Source organism: Pandoraea sp. NPDC090278, from assembly GCF_044772185.1.
Taxonomy (GTDB): domain Bacteria; phylum Pseudomonadota; class Gammaproteobacteria; order Burkholderiales; family Burkholderiaceae; genus Pandoraea.
In genome coordinates this window covers 430,068-446,600 of record NZ_JBIVYJ010000002.1, presented here as the reverse complement: position 1 = coordinate 446,600, position 16,533 = coordinate 430,068, and the positions used below count along the sequence as shown (strand labels likewise).

15 protein-coding genes are annotated in these 16,533 nt (G+C 62.9%); 8 read left to right on the top strand and 7 right to left on the bottom strand.

Annotated features, from left to right (window positions below; genetic code table 11):
* Nucleotides 1-516: 516 nt before the first annotated feature.
* Nucleotides 517-1,647, top strand: a complete 1,131-nt coding sequence (locus tag ACIQWO_RS10325) for a porin (RefSeq protein WP_402822838.1) — start codon at nucleotides 517-519, stop codon at nucleotides 1,645-1,647.
* Nucleotides 1,648-1,801: 154 nt separating this feature from the next.
* Complete coding sequence (locus ACIQWO_RS10320) at nucleotides 1,802-2,791, top strand: nucleoside hydrolase (protein ID WP_402823913.1); 990 nt, start codon at nucleotides 1,802-1,804, stop codon at nucleotides 2,789-2,791.
* Between the two features lie 118 nt (nucleotides 2,792-2,909).
* Here the strand turns inward: ACIQWO_RS10320 and ACIQWO_RS10315 are convergent, their stop codons facing one another.
* A complete protein-coding gene (locus tag ACIQWO_RS10315; RefSeq protein ID WP_402822835.1) occupies nucleotides 2,910-3,938 on the bottom strand; it encodes a LysR family transcriptional regulator in 1,029 nt (342 codons plus the stop codon).
* 200 nt (nucleotides 3,939-4,138) lie between these two features.
* Between ACIQWO_RS10315 and ACIQWO_RS10310 the strand changes: the two genes are divergently transcribed.
* Together ACIQWO_RS10310 and ACIQWO_RS10305 are read left to right on the top strand one after the other, a co-directional pair.
* Entirely contained in the window at nucleotides 4,139-5,530 is a 1,392-nt protein-coding gene (locus ACIQWO_RS10310) for an NCS2 family permease (protein WP_402822832.1), read from the top strand.
* Between the two features lie 70 nt (nucleotides 5,531-5,600).
* Nucleotides 5,601-6,710: an adenosine deaminase gene (locus ACIQWO_RS10305; protein WP_402822829.1), complete on the top strand. Its 1,110-nt coding sequence runs from the start codon at nucleotides 5,601-5,603 to the stop codon at nucleotides 6,708-6,710.
* Between the two features lie 278 nt (nucleotides 6,711-6,988).
* Here ACIQWO_RS10305 and ACIQWO_RS10300 read toward each other — a convergent pair whose 3' ends face one another.
* Entirely contained in the window at nucleotides 6,989-7,306 is a 318-nt protein-coding gene (locus ACIQWO_RS10300) for a DUF4148 domain-containing protein (protein WP_402822826.1), read from the bottom strand.
* Nucleotides 7,307-7,739: 433 nt separating this feature from the next.
* Here ACIQWO_RS10300 and ACIQWO_RS10295 point away from each other — a divergent pair, with 433 nt between their 5' ends.
* Both ACIQWO_RS10295 and ACIQWO_RS10290 read left to right on the top strand, forming a co-directional pair.
* Nucleotides 7,740-7,865: a hypothetical protein gene (locus ACIQWO_RS10295; protein WP_402822823.1), complete on the top strand. Its 126-nt coding sequence runs from the start codon at nucleotides 7,740-7,742 to the stop codon at nucleotides 7,863-7,865.
* Nucleotides 7,866-8,058: 193 nt separating this feature from the next.
* Nucleotides 8,059-8,310: a hypothetical protein gene (locus ACIQWO_RS10290; protein WP_402822821.1), complete on the top strand. Its 252-nt coding sequence runs from the start codon at nucleotides 8,059-8,061 to the stop codon at nucleotides 8,308-8,310.
* 106 nt (nucleotides 8,311-8,416) lie between these two features.
* Here the strand turns inward: ACIQWO_RS10290 and ACIQWO_RS10285 are convergent, their stop codons facing one another.
* Both ACIQWO_RS10285 and psrA read right to left on the bottom strand, forming a co-directional pair.
* Nucleotides 8,417-9,724, bottom strand: a complete 1,308-nt coding sequence (locus ACIQWO_RS10285) for an MFS transporter (protein WP_150575023.1) — start codon at nucleotides 9,722-9,724, stop codon at nucleotides 8,417-8,419.
* 244 nt (nucleotides 9,725-9,968) lie between these two features.
* On the bottom strand, nucleotides 9,969-11,066 hold the full coding sequence (gene psrA / locus ACIQWO_RS10280; RefSeq protein WP_402822816.1) for an iron-containing alcohol dehydrogenase PsrA: 1,098 nt from the start codon (nucleotides 11,064-11,066) through the stop codon (nucleotides 9,969-9,971).
* A gap of 149 nt (nucleotides 11,067-11,215) precedes the next feature.
* Between psrA and ACIQWO_RS10275 the strand changes: the two genes are divergently transcribed.
* On the top strand, nucleotides 11,216-12,079 hold the full coding sequence (locus ACIQWO_RS10275; RefSeq protein ID WP_402822813.1) for a LysR substrate-binding domain-containing protein: 864 nt from the start codon (nucleotides 11,216-11,218) through the stop codon (nucleotides 12,077-12,079).
* Here ACIQWO_RS10275 and ACIQWO_RS10270 read toward each other — a convergent pair whose 3' ends face one another.
* Together ACIQWO_RS10270 and ACIQWO_RS10265 are read right to left on the bottom strand one after the other, a co-directional pair.
* Nucleotides 12,080-12,931, bottom strand: a complete 852-nt coding sequence (locus tag ACIQWO_RS10270) for an undecaprenyl-diphosphate phosphatase (RefSeq protein WP_402822810.1) — start codon at nucleotides 12,929-12,931, stop codon at nucleotides 12,080-12,082.
* A 254-nt stretch (nucleotides 12,932-13,185) separates the two neighbouring features.
* A complete protein-coding gene (locus ACIQWO_RS10265; RefSeq protein WP_402822807.1) occupies nucleotides 13,186-14,502 on the bottom strand; it encodes an O-acetylhomoserine aminocarboxypropyltransferase/cysteine synthase family protein in 1,317 nt (438 codons plus the stop codon).
* Between the two features lie 252 nt (nucleotides 14,503-14,754).
* Between ACIQWO_RS10265 and ACIQWO_RS10260 the strand changes: the two genes are divergently transcribed.
* Nucleotides 14,755-15,684 carry a dienelactone hydrolase family protein gene (locus tag ACIQWO_RS10260; protein ID WP_402822804.1) on the top strand — a complete coding sequence of 310 codons (930 nt, stop codon included), beginning with the start codon at nucleotides 14,755-14,757 and terminating at the stop codon, nucleotides 15,682-15,684.
* 499 nt (nucleotides 15,685-16,183) lie between these two features.
* Here ACIQWO_RS10260 and ACIQWO_RS10255 read toward each other — a convergent pair whose 3' ends face one another.
* Entirely contained in the window at nucleotides 16,184-16,492 is a 309-nt protein-coding gene (locus ACIQWO_RS10255) for a DUF4148 domain-containing protein (RefSeq protein WP_402822801.1), read from the bottom strand.
* Nucleotides 16,493-16,533: the final 41 nt, after the last annotated feature.

Below are 16,533 nucleotides of genomic sequence, written 5' to 3'. Positions count from 1 at the left end.
TCTCCTTGAGATTCAAAACGGATTTAACGTCAAGGCGTGACCGCCATCTCGCAGACTCACGAAATCGGTCGAAGTCACGACATGTGTTCGCGCGAACGGCACTGCGCGAAATCATCCTTCTCCTGCCCTCGTCCTGGAACTTGCATGATTCGCCCCCGCTGCGCTGCGGTTTTGCCCGCGCTGACCCGGCAGTCCTCATATCCTTTGCGCCTCGAATTGCCAGCTTCACGATCCGGCGACACCGAGATTGAGACAACGCCCCATCCCACCGGCGGGTCGAGCCCCCCGACTCAATATCCGCCTTGTCGGACACACACAACACTCGTCACCACGCTCCGTTTCGGTGCATTCCGCCGCCCACCGAGATTCCACGCGGGCCTCGCCTTTGTATCGATGAAATTTATCGATATATAAAAAATCAAAATTATATTTATACAAGACCCTTCCCTATAGTTCGGTCCGAATCGCGCCAACTCTCGCAAGCGCGCGGACTTAGACCTTAGAGAAGCACACCTCATGAAGACCACGATTCTGGCCCGCCTGGGCCGTGCCAGCTTTATCGCCGCCATTGGCGTCGCCGCCACCGCCGCACACGCACAAAGCAACGTCACGATTTACGGCCTGATCTCGGGCGGCGTGGGTTATGTGAGTAATACGGGTGGCAGCAAGAATTGGCAGGCACTCTCGGGCACCAACCAGAATCCGCGCTGGGGCTTCCGTGGGTCGGAAGACCTCGGTAACGGCACCCAGGCCATCTTCACGCTCGAAGCAGGCTTCAGCATCGTGAACGGCACGGGCGCGCAAAACGGCCGTGCGTTCGGTCGCCAGTCGTTCGTCGGCCTCTCGGACAAGACGTGGGGCACGTTCACGCTGGGTCGTCAGTACGACACGATTCACGACTACGTCGGCCCGATCATCATTTCGAGCAACGGCGTGAACATCGGCGATAACGACAACGGCTACAACGATCTGCGCATGCAGAACTCGGTGAAGTGGGTCAGCCCGACGGTCGGCGGCTTCCACGGCACGGCGCAATACGGCTTCTCGAACTCGGCCACGGGCTTCCGCAACAACAACGCCTACAGCTTCGGCCTCGGCTACAAGTACGGCGACTTCGACTGGAACGCCGCGTACGCGCAGTACAACAATCCGTATAGCGGCACGAACAACGACGGCGCCATCGCCAACGACTACGCCAGCCCGCTGTTGATCTTCTCGAAGAGCGCCACGCGTGCGAACGTCTACGCGAGCCAGCAACGCATCTTCGCCACGGGCGGTTTCTACCGCTGGGGCCCGGCACTCATCGGCGCCATGTTCTCGGACGTCAACTACACGTACCTCGACAACTCGCACCTGCATCTCCAGAACTACAACCTGACGCTGAACTACAACGTCACCCCGGCGCTGGTGCTGGGCGCGGCGTACGGCTTTACGTCGGGCAAGTACGATGTGATCAATACGCGTCCGCAATGGCATCAGGTCAACCTGCAAGCCGACTACTGGCTGTCCAAGCGCACGGACGTCGCACTCACGCTTAACGCACAGCAAGCCGCTGGCGACGCCAAGTACGCGCAGCTCTTCGGCTACGCTGCGTCGAGCACGAAGCGTCAGATGGCCGTGACGCTGGGCATGCGTCACACGTTCTAATTCAAGCGGGTTCGACAACATGACCACAATGACCGAACTGAACGATACGACGACCGAAGACCGCCAGCACAGCCGCCGCAGCTTCCTGCGTACGTCGCTGGCTGCGTCGATGGCCACCGTCGGTGCATCAATGACCGGTAGCGCCTTCGCGCAAATGACGAAGACCGAAGGCGCGTCGCCGCTCACGGCAGAAGGCTCGCCGCGTCGCACGGTGATCATCGACTGCGACCCGGGTCAGGATGACGCCGTCGCGATCCTGATGGCGTTGGGCGCAAGTGACCAGATCGACCTCAAGGCGCTGACCGTCGTCGGCGGCAATGTGCCGCTGAGCCTGACCGAGCGCAACGCGCGTATCGTGCGCGACTGGGCCGACAAGACCAAGACGCTGCCGGTGTACGCCGGTTGCCCGAAGCCGCTCATGCGCGAACTGGTGACGGTAGCGAACGTGATGGGCCGCTCGGGTCTCGAAGGCGCGCCGTTGCACGACCCGCGTGCGCCGCTCGCACCGCAGCATGCCGTCACGTATCTGATCGACACGCTGCGCGCAGCGGCACCGGGCAGCATCACGATCGTCGCCATCGGGCCGCTCACCAACATCGCCACGGCACTGACGGCCGCGCCCGAAGGCGCGAAGGCCATCCGTGAAATCGTGTTGATGGGTGGTGCATGGTTCGAGCGCGGCAACTACACCCCGGCCGCCGAATTCAACATCTTCGTCGATCCGGAAGCCGCGAGCATCGTGCTCGGCGCTGGTGTGCCCGTGACCATCGTGCCGCGCGACGTCAGCCTGAAGACGCTGATTACGCCAGATCGCGTTGCCCCGTTCCACGCGCTGAAGAATCGCTGTGGTCCGATCGTCGGCGACATCTTCAATGCTGCGCTGGCGTATCAGAAGCGTCGCCGTGGCGTGGACGAGGCCCCGATGTACGACCCGTGCACCATCGGTTATCTGATCGACCCGACGATGTACGGCGGCCGTCGCGTGAACGTGGCCGTGGAGACGACGGGACAGCTCACGCTGGGTGAGACGGTGGTGGACTGGAACGGTCGCACGAAGCGTCCGGTGAACGCGCTGTGGCTCACCGATATCGACGCCGACCGCTTCTACGCCACGCTACTTGAGCGCATTTCGCGTCTGCCGTAATCGGACGGCAGCGTCACGTAGAAGACTGAAGCGAGCGAACACGGCGGCCCATCGAAAAGATCGGCCGCCGTGTTCGTACGTATGGACTGACGATGGACGCGCACGAAGCGCATTCGATTCACGTCACCAGATGTTGCGCGATCCAGTCGCGGCAAGCACTCACCTGCGGGCCGCGCTCCTTGCCGACGAGCGACATCAGCGCAACGGTGCGCGTCACACGCGGGGCGATGACGTCGAGCGCCACGAGCGCGGGGTCATGCAGGTGCAGGGTGTAGAGCTTGGGCAGAATCGCCAGCGCGAGGCCGCTTCGCACGAGCGCATAAAGCGGTTCGGTGTATTCCATGCGGTACTTCGGTTCGAGCCGCAGGTTTTGCGACCCACCCGTGCGTTGCAAGGAATCGCTGACGTTGCCGCGCACGAACACCGCCAGATCGCGCTCGGTGAGTTGCGACCAGCTGACGGACTCGGCGGACGCGAGCGCATCGTCGCGACGCGCCACGAGCACGATCTCGTCGTCGAACAGATCGTCGCAGCGAAAGCCCTCGGTGTTGGCCGCGTGACCGGCCTCGTCGGCTTCGTCGCGAATGCCGACACCGAGGTCAATCTCGCCTCGGGCGAGCGCTGCGACGAGCTCACTGTTCGGCAAATCGGACAGGGCGAAGCGCACGTTCGGATGGGCGTCTCGCAAGCTGCCGAGCACCGGCAACAAGCGGGCGGCGACCGACGGAATGAAACCGATGCGCACCGTCTGCGCCTGCAGCGTGAAGGTGCTCGTCATGTCGTCGAACGTACCGCGAGCGGCGTTCAGCAGACGCTCCGCCAGCGGCAGGATGGTGGTGCCCGCCTCGGTCAGCGTCAGACGATGGGCCGAGCGCTCGAAGAGACGTCCGCCGAGCAGGAACTCGATCTGACGGATGGCGGCGGTGAGCGCCGGTTGGGTGACGGAGAGCGCCTGCGCTGCCTGCGTGAAGCTGCGCGAATGGGCGAGGGCAACGAAGTACTGCACCTGTCGCAGCGTCAGCGCGGGCAGCGGCGGCACCTGCGGCGTAGCGGTGGACGAAGCCGTGGAGGCGACCGGCGTTTTGGACGTGGGCGTCTCGCCCGCGCGGCTCGCAGTGTTTTCGTTACGACGGGACGAAGTCGCCATGGCGCGCTCCAGAGGTGCCAGCAGTGTGTCGGACACAACAGTTTTGCGACGCCAGCCAGCCGGGACGGCCCCAAGGAAGCCCCGGAATCCGCCAGCGTCGCGAAGAATAGATTCGAATTATCGAATCATAAGTAATTTCATTTTTTATTTATAGTCGCACGCACGTAAAGTGCCACGCAAAGACCTTCTATTCTTGGCTTATGCAGACCTCTTCTCCTGAGCACAACGAGCGCACGGCTCCTGCCGGGCACGGCCAATCCCATGCAGCTACCGCCCCCGGCGGCTGGCTTGAGCGCCGCTTCGCCATCGGCAAACGCGGCTCGAGCGTGCGCACCGAAGTGCTCGCCGGTATCACCACATTTTTGGCGGCGGCCTATCTGCTGGTCGTGATTCCGTCGCTGCTCGCCACGGGCGGCATGGATCGCGGCGCGGCCACCACATCGGTCATGCTGGTGTTCGTGTTGTTCTCGTTGCTGATGGGTTTCTACGCGAACCTGCCGTTCGTCGTCGGCCCCGGCATCGGCGGCTCGGTCATCGTCGGCGTCACGCTCGCGGCCACCGAACACGTTGCCTGGCAGACGGGCATCGCCATCGCGTTCCTCTCCGGCCTGCTGTTCTTGCTGCTGACGGTGATCGGCGCCCGCAGCGTCGTGGCGCGTTTGATTCCGACGGCCATCAAGCTGGGCCTCGGCGCATCCATCGGGCTGTTCATTGCGGTGCTGGGTGTGCGTAACGCGGGCATGGTCATCGCCAATGCCAAGACGAATGCGTTCGCGCTGGGTGACTTCAGCAAGCCGGGCACCATCGTTGCGCTGATCGGCCTGGGCGTCGCGGTTCTGCTGCAAGGCCGCAAGGTGCCGGGCGCAATCCTCTGGTCGATTCTGATTGCCGCGCTCGCCGGTGTGCCGCTTGGCGTGACGAAGGTCCCCGAGTCGTTCATCTCGCTGCCGCACAGCATTGCGCCGGTCGCGTTCCAGCTCGATCTGAAGAGCGCGCTGACGATCTCCGCACTGCCGTATCTGTTCGCCTTCTTCGCGGCGGAATTCTTCTCGACGCTGGGCACCACGCTCGCTGTCGGCGGCAAGGCCGGTTTGCTCGACGAGCACGGCAACATGGAGAACATCAACCGTCCGTTCCTCGTCGATTCGATTGCCGCGACGGGCGGTGCGCTGCTGGGCATTCCCGCACTGACGGCCCTGGTCGAGTCGGCCGCTGGCGTGGAAGCGGGCGGGCGTACGGGTCTCACCTCGATTGCTGCTGCCGTGATGTTCGCGCTGGTGTGCTTCTTCGTGCCGGTGGCGCTGGCCATTCCGAAGGAAGCTACGGCCCCAGCACTGATCCTGATCGGCCTGTCGATGTTCAGCACGATCCGTCATGTGCCGTTCGACGACTTCAGCGACGCGTTCCCTGTGCTCGCGATGGTGCTGCTCACGCTGCTCTCGAACAGCTTCGGTACCGGTATCGCCGGTGGCCTGCTGTGCTACGTGCTGGTCAAGGCGCTGATGGGCCGTTTCAAGGAATTGCCGTGGGGCCTCTACGTGCTGGCCCTGCCGCTGGCGTATTACTTCTGGACGGTTGTGGGACGTCACTGATCGACCTGGCGGCGAACGACGCGTGTCGCGCCGCCCCCCTATGCCGATGACTTCACCAAGACAAGACGTTATGACAGAGACACCGGGCCACGTGCCCGCCGCACGCACCGGCGTGCAGATTCAGCAAGCGCATCGCACGTTCTTCCATGCGATGCCGAAGGTGGAATTGCATTGCCATTTGCTCGGCGCAGTGCGTCACGACACGTTCGTGGCGCTCGCCGAAAAGTCGAACGCGCCGCTCGATCGCGCCGAGATCGACGGCTTCTACACGCGCGGTGAAAAGCCCGTGGGCGTGCTGCGTGTGTTGCGCGCGCTCGACGAACATCTGCTGACCTCGCCGGACGATCTGCACCGCATCGCCTACGAATATCTGGCGGACGCCGCCGCGTACAACGTGCGCTACAGCGAGTTCTTCTGGAACCCGACGGGCACCGTGCGCACGTCCGGCATTCCCTACGCGAAGGCTCAGGACGCCATCGTTGCCGCCATTCGTGACGCCCAACGCGATCACGACATCGTCGGTCGTCTGATTCCCAGCATCGACCGCGAGGCCGATCCGCGCGAAGCCGTCGAGATGGTCGAGTGGATGCGCGCGCATCGCGCCGACGAAGTCATCGGCATCGGCATCGACTATCGCGAGAACGACCGACCGCCCGAGCTGTTCTGGAAGGCGTATCGCAACGCGCGTCTCGCAGGCTTCAAGACGACGGCGCACGCGGGCGAATTCGGCATGCCGTGGACGAACGTCGAGACCGCTGTCGAGTTGCTCAAGTGCGACCGCATCGACCACGGCTACACCATCGTCGACGCGCCGGATTTCGCGCGCGAATGCGCCGAGCGCGGCATCGTCTTCACGGTCGTACCGACGAATTCGTACTACCTGCGCACGCTCACGCCGGAGCGCTGGGCCAAGGATCACCCGATCCGTCGCATGCCCGGCCTCGGCCTGAAGATCCATCCGAATACGGACGATCCGACCCTGCACAAGGTCAACCCCGCGCAAGCCTGGGAGCTGATGTTCAGCCACTTCGGCTTTTCGCTCGGCGACCTGCGCGAGTTCATGCACAACGGTCTGGACGGCGCGTGGATCGACGACAGCACGCGACGCGAGTGGCACCGCAGCTTTGCCGCCGACTTCGATATCGCGCGTAATGCACTGACTCGGTCGTTGGCGGGCTGACACCGCCGCGACAACGCTTTTCCTTGGTCTCACCCGACCTTCAGCCGCCTCCGGGCGGCTTTTTTTGCCTGACGCTTTACCCGACGACCGGTCGTACGCGAAAAATTTCAAATCGAATTGCGTAACTCGTTCAGCGCGAGATGACCGCGTCAAGCGCCAACGCTTCGTACCCGGATGCCATGAAAAAAGCCGCCGACCTCATGCCGGTCGGCGGCTTCGCATCGCTTGGGGTCGATGCGTGGGTGCTGCGGTACTGCTGTACTACAGGGACGGTCAGATTACGAACGGCTGTCCTGTGCGAACACGTTGCGGTCGCTCAGTTGTGCACGAACGTCGGCGCGGGTCAGCGCTGCGGCGACCGGAGCGGCGTCTTGCGTTTGGGCAGCGGCCACCAGCGGTGCGCCGGTTTCGCTTTGCAGCAGTTGACCGTTTGCGGCGGCCTGGACCAGTTCAGCGCGGACTTCGGCACGGCTCAGTTGGCTTTGCGTTGCGGCCGGGACGTCAGGCGTATTGTCGTTGTAACGAGCGTCTGCGAAAGCCGAGGCGGAAACGAACGAAGCGGCGGCAACAACGGCAGCAAGGATACGGGTGTTCATGGTGAGACTCCTGTCAATTTGATTGAATACTTCGGGTTCAGCTAGCGTTCGGGGCATCATCAGCGTCGAGGCCGGGGGGCACTTCGTTTTGCTGCGTTGCGGTGTCCGTCGCGTTGGCATGAGTGAATCTTAGGGAAAACCCGTGGTTTTTTCGCAACTGAGCGTCTACGAAATGCAACCGATCGTCCGATTCGAAAAAACTATTGAAAATCAACCACTTAATGCCGTTGAACAGGATATGTGAGGTGATTTCGGCCCGTTTTTGAGCCGTTTTTGACCGGCATGCCGCTGTGCGCAACAGGGTCTTTAGCGCGATGGGGTTTATCGCGAAGTGCGTCAGCAGTAGAGTGACAACATGATGAAGTCAGCCGACATCGTGGCTCGCAGGGTGCGCCGCACCGCGGACGATGCCGGTCAGTACAGGAGCATTACCATGGCTGCCCTCGGTTCTTTCCTTTTGCTGGCGAGCGCTTCGCTGCTCACCGCGTCGTATCTTCGCAGCCGTGCCGCCCATTCGCGCCGTCAGCAGGAAGCCCGCGTGCGCGTGACGCGCCGCTGATTGGCCGTTGACCGGTCCGTCGAGCGCCGATTGCGCGACGGCCGGAACAATTTGGCTTAACTGAGCGTCGATTATTTCATTTTTAGCAATGCGTCCTTATCCAGGACCGCGTTTTTCTCCTTGTGCCGCGAGCGTAGATTGGCGGCAATGACGGCGCCCATGGTGGACGTCTCGCCAGACAGGAGAAATGAAAATGAAACACGCTCTGTTCGCATCGACCCTTGCCGCCGCCCTGCTGAGCGCAGGCGTCATGACCAGCGCAAGCGCTGCCGAAAACACGCAGCCGCCCGCCCAGCCGCAACAAGTTCAACAGCAAGTTCAGGCACAGACGCAAGTGCAGGCACAACCGGGTGCAGTCGCTGCGCAAGCCGGTTCGGTGGTCTCGCCGGTGTATGAAGTGCCGGGTCGCACCAACCGCGCCGGTTCGATCTACTTCGGTCAGTAATCCGCGCAGCAAAAAAACGGCAAGCCGGGGAGCCATCCACCGGCCTGCCGTGTTCCCGCAAGCGCGGGATCCTTCCCTCCAGATTCTCCCCCGCAGCAAATCCGCTTCAATAAGTCCGCTTCATCGCCTTCGCACACGCGGCAGACAGACATCCCACCCCCAGCACGTACACCGCAATCCACCACGGCTTGTGTCCGCCGTACTCCAGCAGCGTCGCGGCAATCAATGGCGTGATCGAACTGGAAACGATGCCCGACACCTGATAGACGACCGAGATGCCGGTGTAGCGCACGCGCGTGTCGAACAGTTCGCAGAACAACGACGCCTCCGGGCCGTACACGAACGCGTACACCACGCCCAGCGGCACGATCACAGCAAGCGACACCCACCAGACGTTCGACGAGAAGTGCATCACCGCGAGCGCGGGAATCGACGACACGCCACAAGCCAGCGCCCCCCACGCGAACACGCGACGCCGCCCGACGCGATCCGATAGCTTCGACGCGTAGGGAATCGTCACGACCAGCACGAGCGCAGCGAGGGTGACGGCCAGCAGAATCGGTGTCTTGGGAAAATGCAGTGTGCCGACGAGATAGGAAATCGCGAACACCGCATAGACGTTGAACACCACGCCGTCGATATACCGTGCGCCCCAGCCGAGCAACACGTTGCGACGATAGTCGCGCACGATCTCGGAGAGCGGCACGTGCGCCACGTGCTGACTGTCCTTGATGCGTGCGAATTCCGGCGTCTCCAGCACGCGCAACCGGATGAACATGCCCACGGCCACGAGCACCAGACTCAGCATGAAAGCGAGACGCCATCCCCACGACATGAACTGCGCGTCGGTCAGCGTCGACGAGAGCAGGGCGACGACGCCCGTCGACAAACAGAGGCCCACCGCCAGCCCGATCTGCGGATACGCCGCGAACTGACCGCGCTTGTCGCGTGGCGCGTATTCGAACGCCATCAGCACCGCACCGCCCCATTCGCCGCCGAGGCCGATACCTTGCAGCAATCGCAGGAAGAGCAGGATCAGCGGCGCGGCGATGCCGATGCTGTCGTACGTCGGCACGAGGCCGATCAGGAACGTCGACACGCCCATGATGGTGAGCGTGACGATCAACAGCGGTTTGCGTCCGAGCCGGTCCCCGAAGTGTCCGAAGAGAATGCCCCCGAGCGGTCGCGTCGCAAATCCCACCGCGTACACGGTGTAAGCGAGCGCCGTGGCGACGAAGGCGTCGCCGCTGGGGAAGAAGAGTTTGTTGAACACGAGACCGGTGATGGTCCCGTAGAGAAAGAAGTCATACCACTCGACGGTCGTGCCGATCAGGCTGGCCAGCGCGACCGTGCGCACCGCTTTTTCGTCGTTGACGGCATCGCGCGCGCCAACGCCGGTGAGAACCTGTTCCATTGCGCCTCCTGTTGATGCGCCGCGCCCCGGCGACGCGCTGCGACGCACCGGTCTGCGCCGGGCGTCTGTCTCCTGATGTCTCGGTGCCGCCCATGCCGGTGACCGGTGCGCGACTATCGTTTTGATGATGGATGTTGCGGGGACTGCGGGTAAGACGCGAAAACACGCAAACGGGGACTACTGGAACAACGACAACGTCGACAACACCGGGCGACGAACGCGACACCGCCCGTTCAAATCAGGTTCAGGCCACAGCACCGATGAAGTTACGTCCGCGCGGACCGTCGAGCGCGGCCGCGATCATCGCCGTCGATTCCGGCTCGCTCACGCCGTACGCAGAGAATTCCGTCGCCACGCCCAGCCCGTTGAGGAAGGCCGTCAGCCGCTCGGGTGCGCCTGCGATGTCGCCGTCGAACACTTGCGCCAGCACGGCGTCGCGATCGGCGCGGCGGCCGATGGCCAGACGCATCACCGTCGGCAGCGTGAACGAACACGCGATGCCATGCGGCAAGCCGTGACGAATCGTCATGTCGTACGAAATCGAATGCGCCAGCGCCGTCTTCGTATTGGAGAACGCCATGCCCGCCTGAAGCGCAGCGAGCGCTGCCTGCGAGCGCAGCGTCATGTCGTCGAGCGCTGTCATGAGACTCGGCAGCACACGCATCATGTCGCGCGCGGCCGTCACGGCGAAGGTGTCGGAGACGGGATTGGCGTTCACGTTCCAGATCGCTTCGAGCGCGTGGGAGAGGGCGTCGAGACCGCTCTGCAACGTGACGCTGCGCGGCAGGGAACGCGTCAGCACCGGGTCGACGATGGCCGCCTCGGGCCACGTCTCGGGCAGATGCAGCGAGTACTTCTTGCGCTTCACGTGGCGGTCCCACAGTGTGGCCCACGGGGTGACTTCGCTGCCGGTGCCTGCCGTCGTGGGAATGGTGATGAGCCGTTTGGTGCGCGTAGGACGGAAGGTGCCACCGGCATCGAGCGCGTCCACCAGCGTGGCGAATCTGTCGTCGTCGCCAGCGACCATCAGCAGCTTGGCCGTGTCGAGCGCACTACCGCCGCCCAGCGCCACGATGACTTCGCATTGGCCGTAGCGCCGCCAGAAGTCGCCGTACATCGGCGCGAGTTCGCGCACATCCGGGTTCGGGCTGACCTGATCGATCACGCCCGCGAGCCGTTGGCCCAGCAGCGCTTCGATGCGCCCGGTCATGCCGAGCGCACGCGCCTCGGGCATGGTGACGAGCACCACGCGACGGTTGCCGACAAGCTCGGGCAGGGCGTCCAGCACGCCCGGACCGAAGTGGACGTCGACCGGATTATGGAAACGCGAACGTGCAGTCATGATGGTGTTTGGGCCGCCGCGCCGGATGACGTTGCGATCGATTGGCGAAGATTGAGCTGGATTATGGTGAGCGCCGTCCTATACTTCCAATTCACATTTTTTCGTCAATCTATTGATAAAACCTATACCTCGTCACGGGAGCGACATCGATGCGGATTACCCAGTTGCGTTCGTTTCACGCGGTCGCGCACCACGGCAGCGTCACGCGCGCCGCGCAGGCGTTGCACGTCAGTCAGCCAACGATGACGACGCAGATCCGGGCGCTGGAGGAAACGTACGGGGTCGAGCTGTTCTATCGCCACGGTCGCGGGCTGACGCTGACGCCGACCGGCAAAGCGCTGTACTCGGTGAGCCTGCGCATCTTCTCGGACGAAGCGGAAGCGCTTAGCCTGCTCAAGGAGCATGGCGGGCTGCGTACCGGGGAATTACGGCTGGGCGCGGTGGGACCGCATCACGCGATGGAGATCGTCGCGGCGTTTCAGCCACGCTTTCCGGGAATTCGCATCTCCGTGCGGCCGGGCAATTCGGAGGAGATGATCGAGAGCCTGTTGGCGTATCGCACCGACGTCGCCGTGCTGGCGCGTTATCACGACGACGCGCGTCTGCACGCCGTGCCGTATCGCACGCATCCGGTCGTGCTGCTGGTGCCGCGTACGCATCGCTTCGCGCGACGCCGCAGCGTCAAACTGGCCGATCTGGCGGATGAACCGATGTTGATGCGAGAACCGGGGTCGACGACGCGTCACGCGCTAGAAGCGGCCATGCAGGAGGCGGGTGTGGTGCCGAGCGTGGCGATGGAGATCGGCAGCCGCGAGGCGATCCGCGAAGCGGTGATTCTCGGACTGGGGATCGCGGCGGTGTCCGCACGCGAACACACGCCGGATGAGCGGCTGGCGACGGTCGCCATCGGCGACGCACGCGTCGAGACGACCACCGTCATCGTCTGTTTGGCCGAGCGGCGCGAATCGCGCGCCATCGCGGCCTTTCTGGACGTCGTCGCCGGGCTGGTGTGATTACAGGTACTGACTGGAGGCCAGCACGACGGCCGACGCCACAAGGCAGTAAATGCCGAACAGATACCAGCGACCGTGTTCGAGCCAGCGCGACAGCCAGCGCAGCGCAATCAGCCCCGCGAGGAAGCTGAACACCATGCCGATGAGGCTCGGCGTGAGCACCGACATGAAGTGGCCGGAGAGCGTCTGAGCGCCGCCCGACTTGTACAGACGGTAAGCCTCTTTGACGATGACCGGCGGCGTGAGCACAACGGCCAGCGCGAAGCTGAATTCCTCGACGCGCACCTTGTCGAGACCGCGCAGCATGCCCGTCGAAATGGTCGAACCCGAGCGCGAGAAACCACGGAACGGCAGGCAGATACCCTGCACCGCGCCGATCCATGCGGAGTCGCTGCCGCGCATCGGACGGTCGCCCATCGGCGGACGCTTGCGGCCCGAGATCAGAATCAGAATGCCCGCCATCGCGAGACCGGCGGAGATGACGTACAGATTGCCGAACAGATGCTCGATCTCGGCATGCTCGGAGCCGCGCATCAGCACCTTCTCGATGAAGAACATCAGCGCCAGACCGATCACGCCAGTGAAGGCCGTCGCAATAATGACCTGCTTCGCGTTGTGAATGAAATCGTGCTTCGACGAGAAGTAACGTTCGCGCCACGACTTCCAGAAGTAGACGATCACGGCGAGCATGGTGCCGGTGTGCAGCATCACGAGCAGCAACGTCATGGCGGGCGTCGACGGGTCGAGACCCATCAGCTTCTCGGCCATGATGACGTGTGCCGAACTCGACACCGGGAGCAACTCCGCCACGCCCTGCACAATGGCGAGCACCAGCACTTGCAAATAGTCCATGCGCAATCCTTGAGAAATGGGCAAGGACAGTACGCCAGCATGATGACGTTTTTGTGACAGTCATATGACGGCGGTGCCGGTCACCTGCCCCCAACCGGCTGCCGCGCATCATACTCCGTCAGAATTGGCCGTAAATGAGGTCCGCGAGAGGCCGTGAATCCAGGCGGCAACGCACGGCTTCTTGCCGCATTTCGCGGTATTTCGCAGTGACAGGCGCGACGACCTTCGTTGCGCCTGTCGAAACGACAGACTGCTTACTTGCGAAGCGCCTGATCCAGATCGGCGAGCAAGTCGTCGATATGCTCGATGCCGATAGACAGACGCACCGTCTCCTCGCTCACCCCGGCCTTGCGCAGTTCGTCCGGCGACAACTGGCGGTGCGTGGTCGACGCCGGGTGTGTGGCGAGCGACTTGGCGTCGCCGATGTTGACCAGACGGGTGAAGAGTTGCAGGGCGTCCTGGAACGCGGCACCGGCGGCGTGCCCGCCTTTCACGCCGAAGGTGAGGATGCCCGGGCCGCGTCCCGACAGATATTTCTTCACCAGCGCATGGTCCGGATGCTCCGGCAGGCCCGCATAGTTCACCCACTCCACCTTCGGATGCGTCTTCAGATACTGGGCAATCTTCAGCGCGTTGTCGGTGATGCGGTCGAGGCGCAGCGCGAACGTCTCGATGCCCTGAAGAATCTGGAACGCGTTGAAGGGCGAGATGGCCGCACCGGTGTTACGCAACGGCACCACACGCGCGCGGCCGATGTACGCAGCCGGACCGAAGGCTTCCGTGTACACCACGCCGTGATAGCTCACATCCGGTTCGTTGAGTCGCTTGAAGCGGGTCTTGTGTTCCGCCCACGGGAACTTGCCCGAGTCCACGATGGCCCCGCCGAGGCTCGTGCCGTGCCCGCCGAGATACTTCGTCAGCGAATGCACGACGATGTCCGCGCCATGCTCGAACGGGCGCAGCAGGTAAGGCGACGGCACCGTGTTGTCGATGATGAGCGGAATGCCGTGACGATGCGCGATCTCGGCGAGCTTCGCGATATCGGTGATGTTGCCCAACGGATTGCCCACCGACTCCGCGAAGATGGCTTTCGTCTTCTCGTCGATCAGCGGTTCGAAGGATTCCGGCTCGCGCGGATCGGCGAAGCGCGTGGTAATGCCGGAGAGCGGCAGCGTGTGCGCGAGCAGGTTGTAAGTGCCGCCGTAGAGCGTGCTGGCCGCGACGATGTTGTCGCCTGCCTCGGCAATCGTCTGAATCGCATAGGTGACAGCTGCCTGACCGGACGCGAGCGCCAGTGCCGCCACCCCGCCTTCGAGCGCCGCGACGCGCTGTTCCAGCACGTCCTGCGTCGGGTTCATGATGCGCGTGTAGATGTTCCCGGGCACCTTGAGGTCGAACAGGTCCGCACCGTGCTGCGTATCGTCGAAGGCGTACGCCACCGTCTGATAGATCGGAACGGCCACGGCACGCGTGGTCGGATCGGGACGATAGCCGGCGCGCACGGCCAGTGTTTCGAGTCGCCATTGCGGCGTTTGTGACGTGGTGTCGCGTTTGTCGTTGTTGTCTGCCATGTCGAGAGTCTCCGGATGAATGTGACGTTCCATTGGCGGAACGAATCGACGCATTGCTTAGGTCTCCGATGGCATTCTAATCTGCGGCACCGCGCCGTCTTATCTCCGATGCATGGATGCTTAGCGAGGAACGGCCGAAGGGGTCGCAACCGTTCGTAATATGGCGAACGACACGGTGGCGGAAACACACGCTAAAGTCCGGCACATAGCGGTGCCAACACCGGCGACCGCACGTCCTGGCGAAGACTCCCTATGCCCGCTACGTCACTGCCTTTTTCCTCTCGCGCGCGTCGCGCCGTCGCATCGTTCGCCATCGCCCTTGTGGCGATGTCCGCGCTCTCTTTCGTCGGGACCGGCATCGCCGAGGCGCAGGAAAAGCTCAGCATCCCGTCACTGGACATGGACGCCAATGGCGCCCCCGTGATGATCGACGCCTATCTGTTCCGTGCGGCCAATGCCAGCGCGCCAACACCCGCCGTGGTCTTCATGCATGGCTGCAATGGCATGTTCTCGCGCAAGGGTGCTATCGACCGTCGCGAACTGGACTGGGCGCAGCGGTTCAATGCGCAAGGGTATGCGGTGCTCATGGTCGACAGCTTCACCTCGCGGGCGCAAGGCAGCGAATGTGCGAAGGGCGGGCCGGTGCGCCCTTGGGAGGAACGCCCACGCGACGCTTATGGCGCGTTGCGTTACCTGCAATCGATACCGGGCATCCGGCCGGACCGGATCGCGTTGATGGGCTGGTCGCATGGTGGTGGCGGGACAACGCTATTTGCCATCGGCCCGAAAAGTCCCGGCCGCACGCAGGACGCGACGTCCGCGCCGGACTTCGTGGCCGCCGTTGCGTTCTATCCCGGCTGGTGCAACGCGAAGGCACAAGGTGCGAACTGGTCGACGAAGATTCCGCTGCTGGTGCTCACGGGTGCGGAGGACGTCTGGACTCAAGCGGCCCCGTGCGACGCGTTCGTGAAAGACGTCACCACACAAGGTGCGCCGGTGACGTTCCACATCTATCCGGGCGCGTATCACGACTTCGATTATCCGAATCTCCCGGTCCGCTCGCGCCCCGAGTTCACCAATCCGAAAACCCACGTTGTGCCGATTACCGGCACCCAGCCCGAGGCACGCGACGACGCGATAAAACGCGTTACCGAATTTTTGGCAACAGCTTTTGGGAAGTGAGTTTTGCGGTTCTTTCCGACGGACGAGGAATGGACTGCCGCAGAGGCACGCCAGACGGGCCTCTGTAATCAGATCACGCAGATCTATTCACAGGCCATCCACAGCTTAGTCACAGAAATTTTGTAGATTTCCACAGGAAATCCACCGGCTTATCCTAGTTAAACACACAGGATATCCACCACATATCCACGGGATATTCACCGGTTATCCCCGCCGTTTTGCCGACTTTTACCCCACCTGTCCACCGCATATCCCACGGGTATCCACAGGCTTACCCACAGCACTGCCACAGCTTGCTAACAAGGTTATCGACAGACTTGTCCACAGTCGTTGCGCTACCTGACGGAGCGGGTCGAAGTGAAAAGCGAGCGCCCAAAACAAAATCGGCCGCGAAAATTGCGGCCGATTTGGTATCGGAGACTGCTTGCCCGGAGTCGCGGCGCGCTGAATTAGCGCTGGCTCACGGGGTTACGGCAAGTACAGCGATTCGCAAAAGCGATTAGTTACCGAAGTAGGTCGTACCGGCTTGTTGCAGGCCGCCAACCGAACCCATCGTGACCGGGGCGCTGGCCGTTGCCGGTTGTGCGCTCGGGACTGCCTTCGGATACACGGTGTCGTGTTGCACCACGAGACCGGCCTTTTGTGCCTGCACCAGTTCTTCACGAACTTGAGCGCGGGTCAGCACGCTGGTTTGCGGAACCCACGAGAATTCCGAGGGACCGTCGAAAGCGTCGCTAGCGAAAGCCGAACCGGCCGAGACAGCCAGCATTGCGGAAACGAGAGCCGAGGTAATAAGAGTGCGCTTCATGGTATTTCTCCTGTCTGTTTGAAAGAGGCGATGTTCAATTC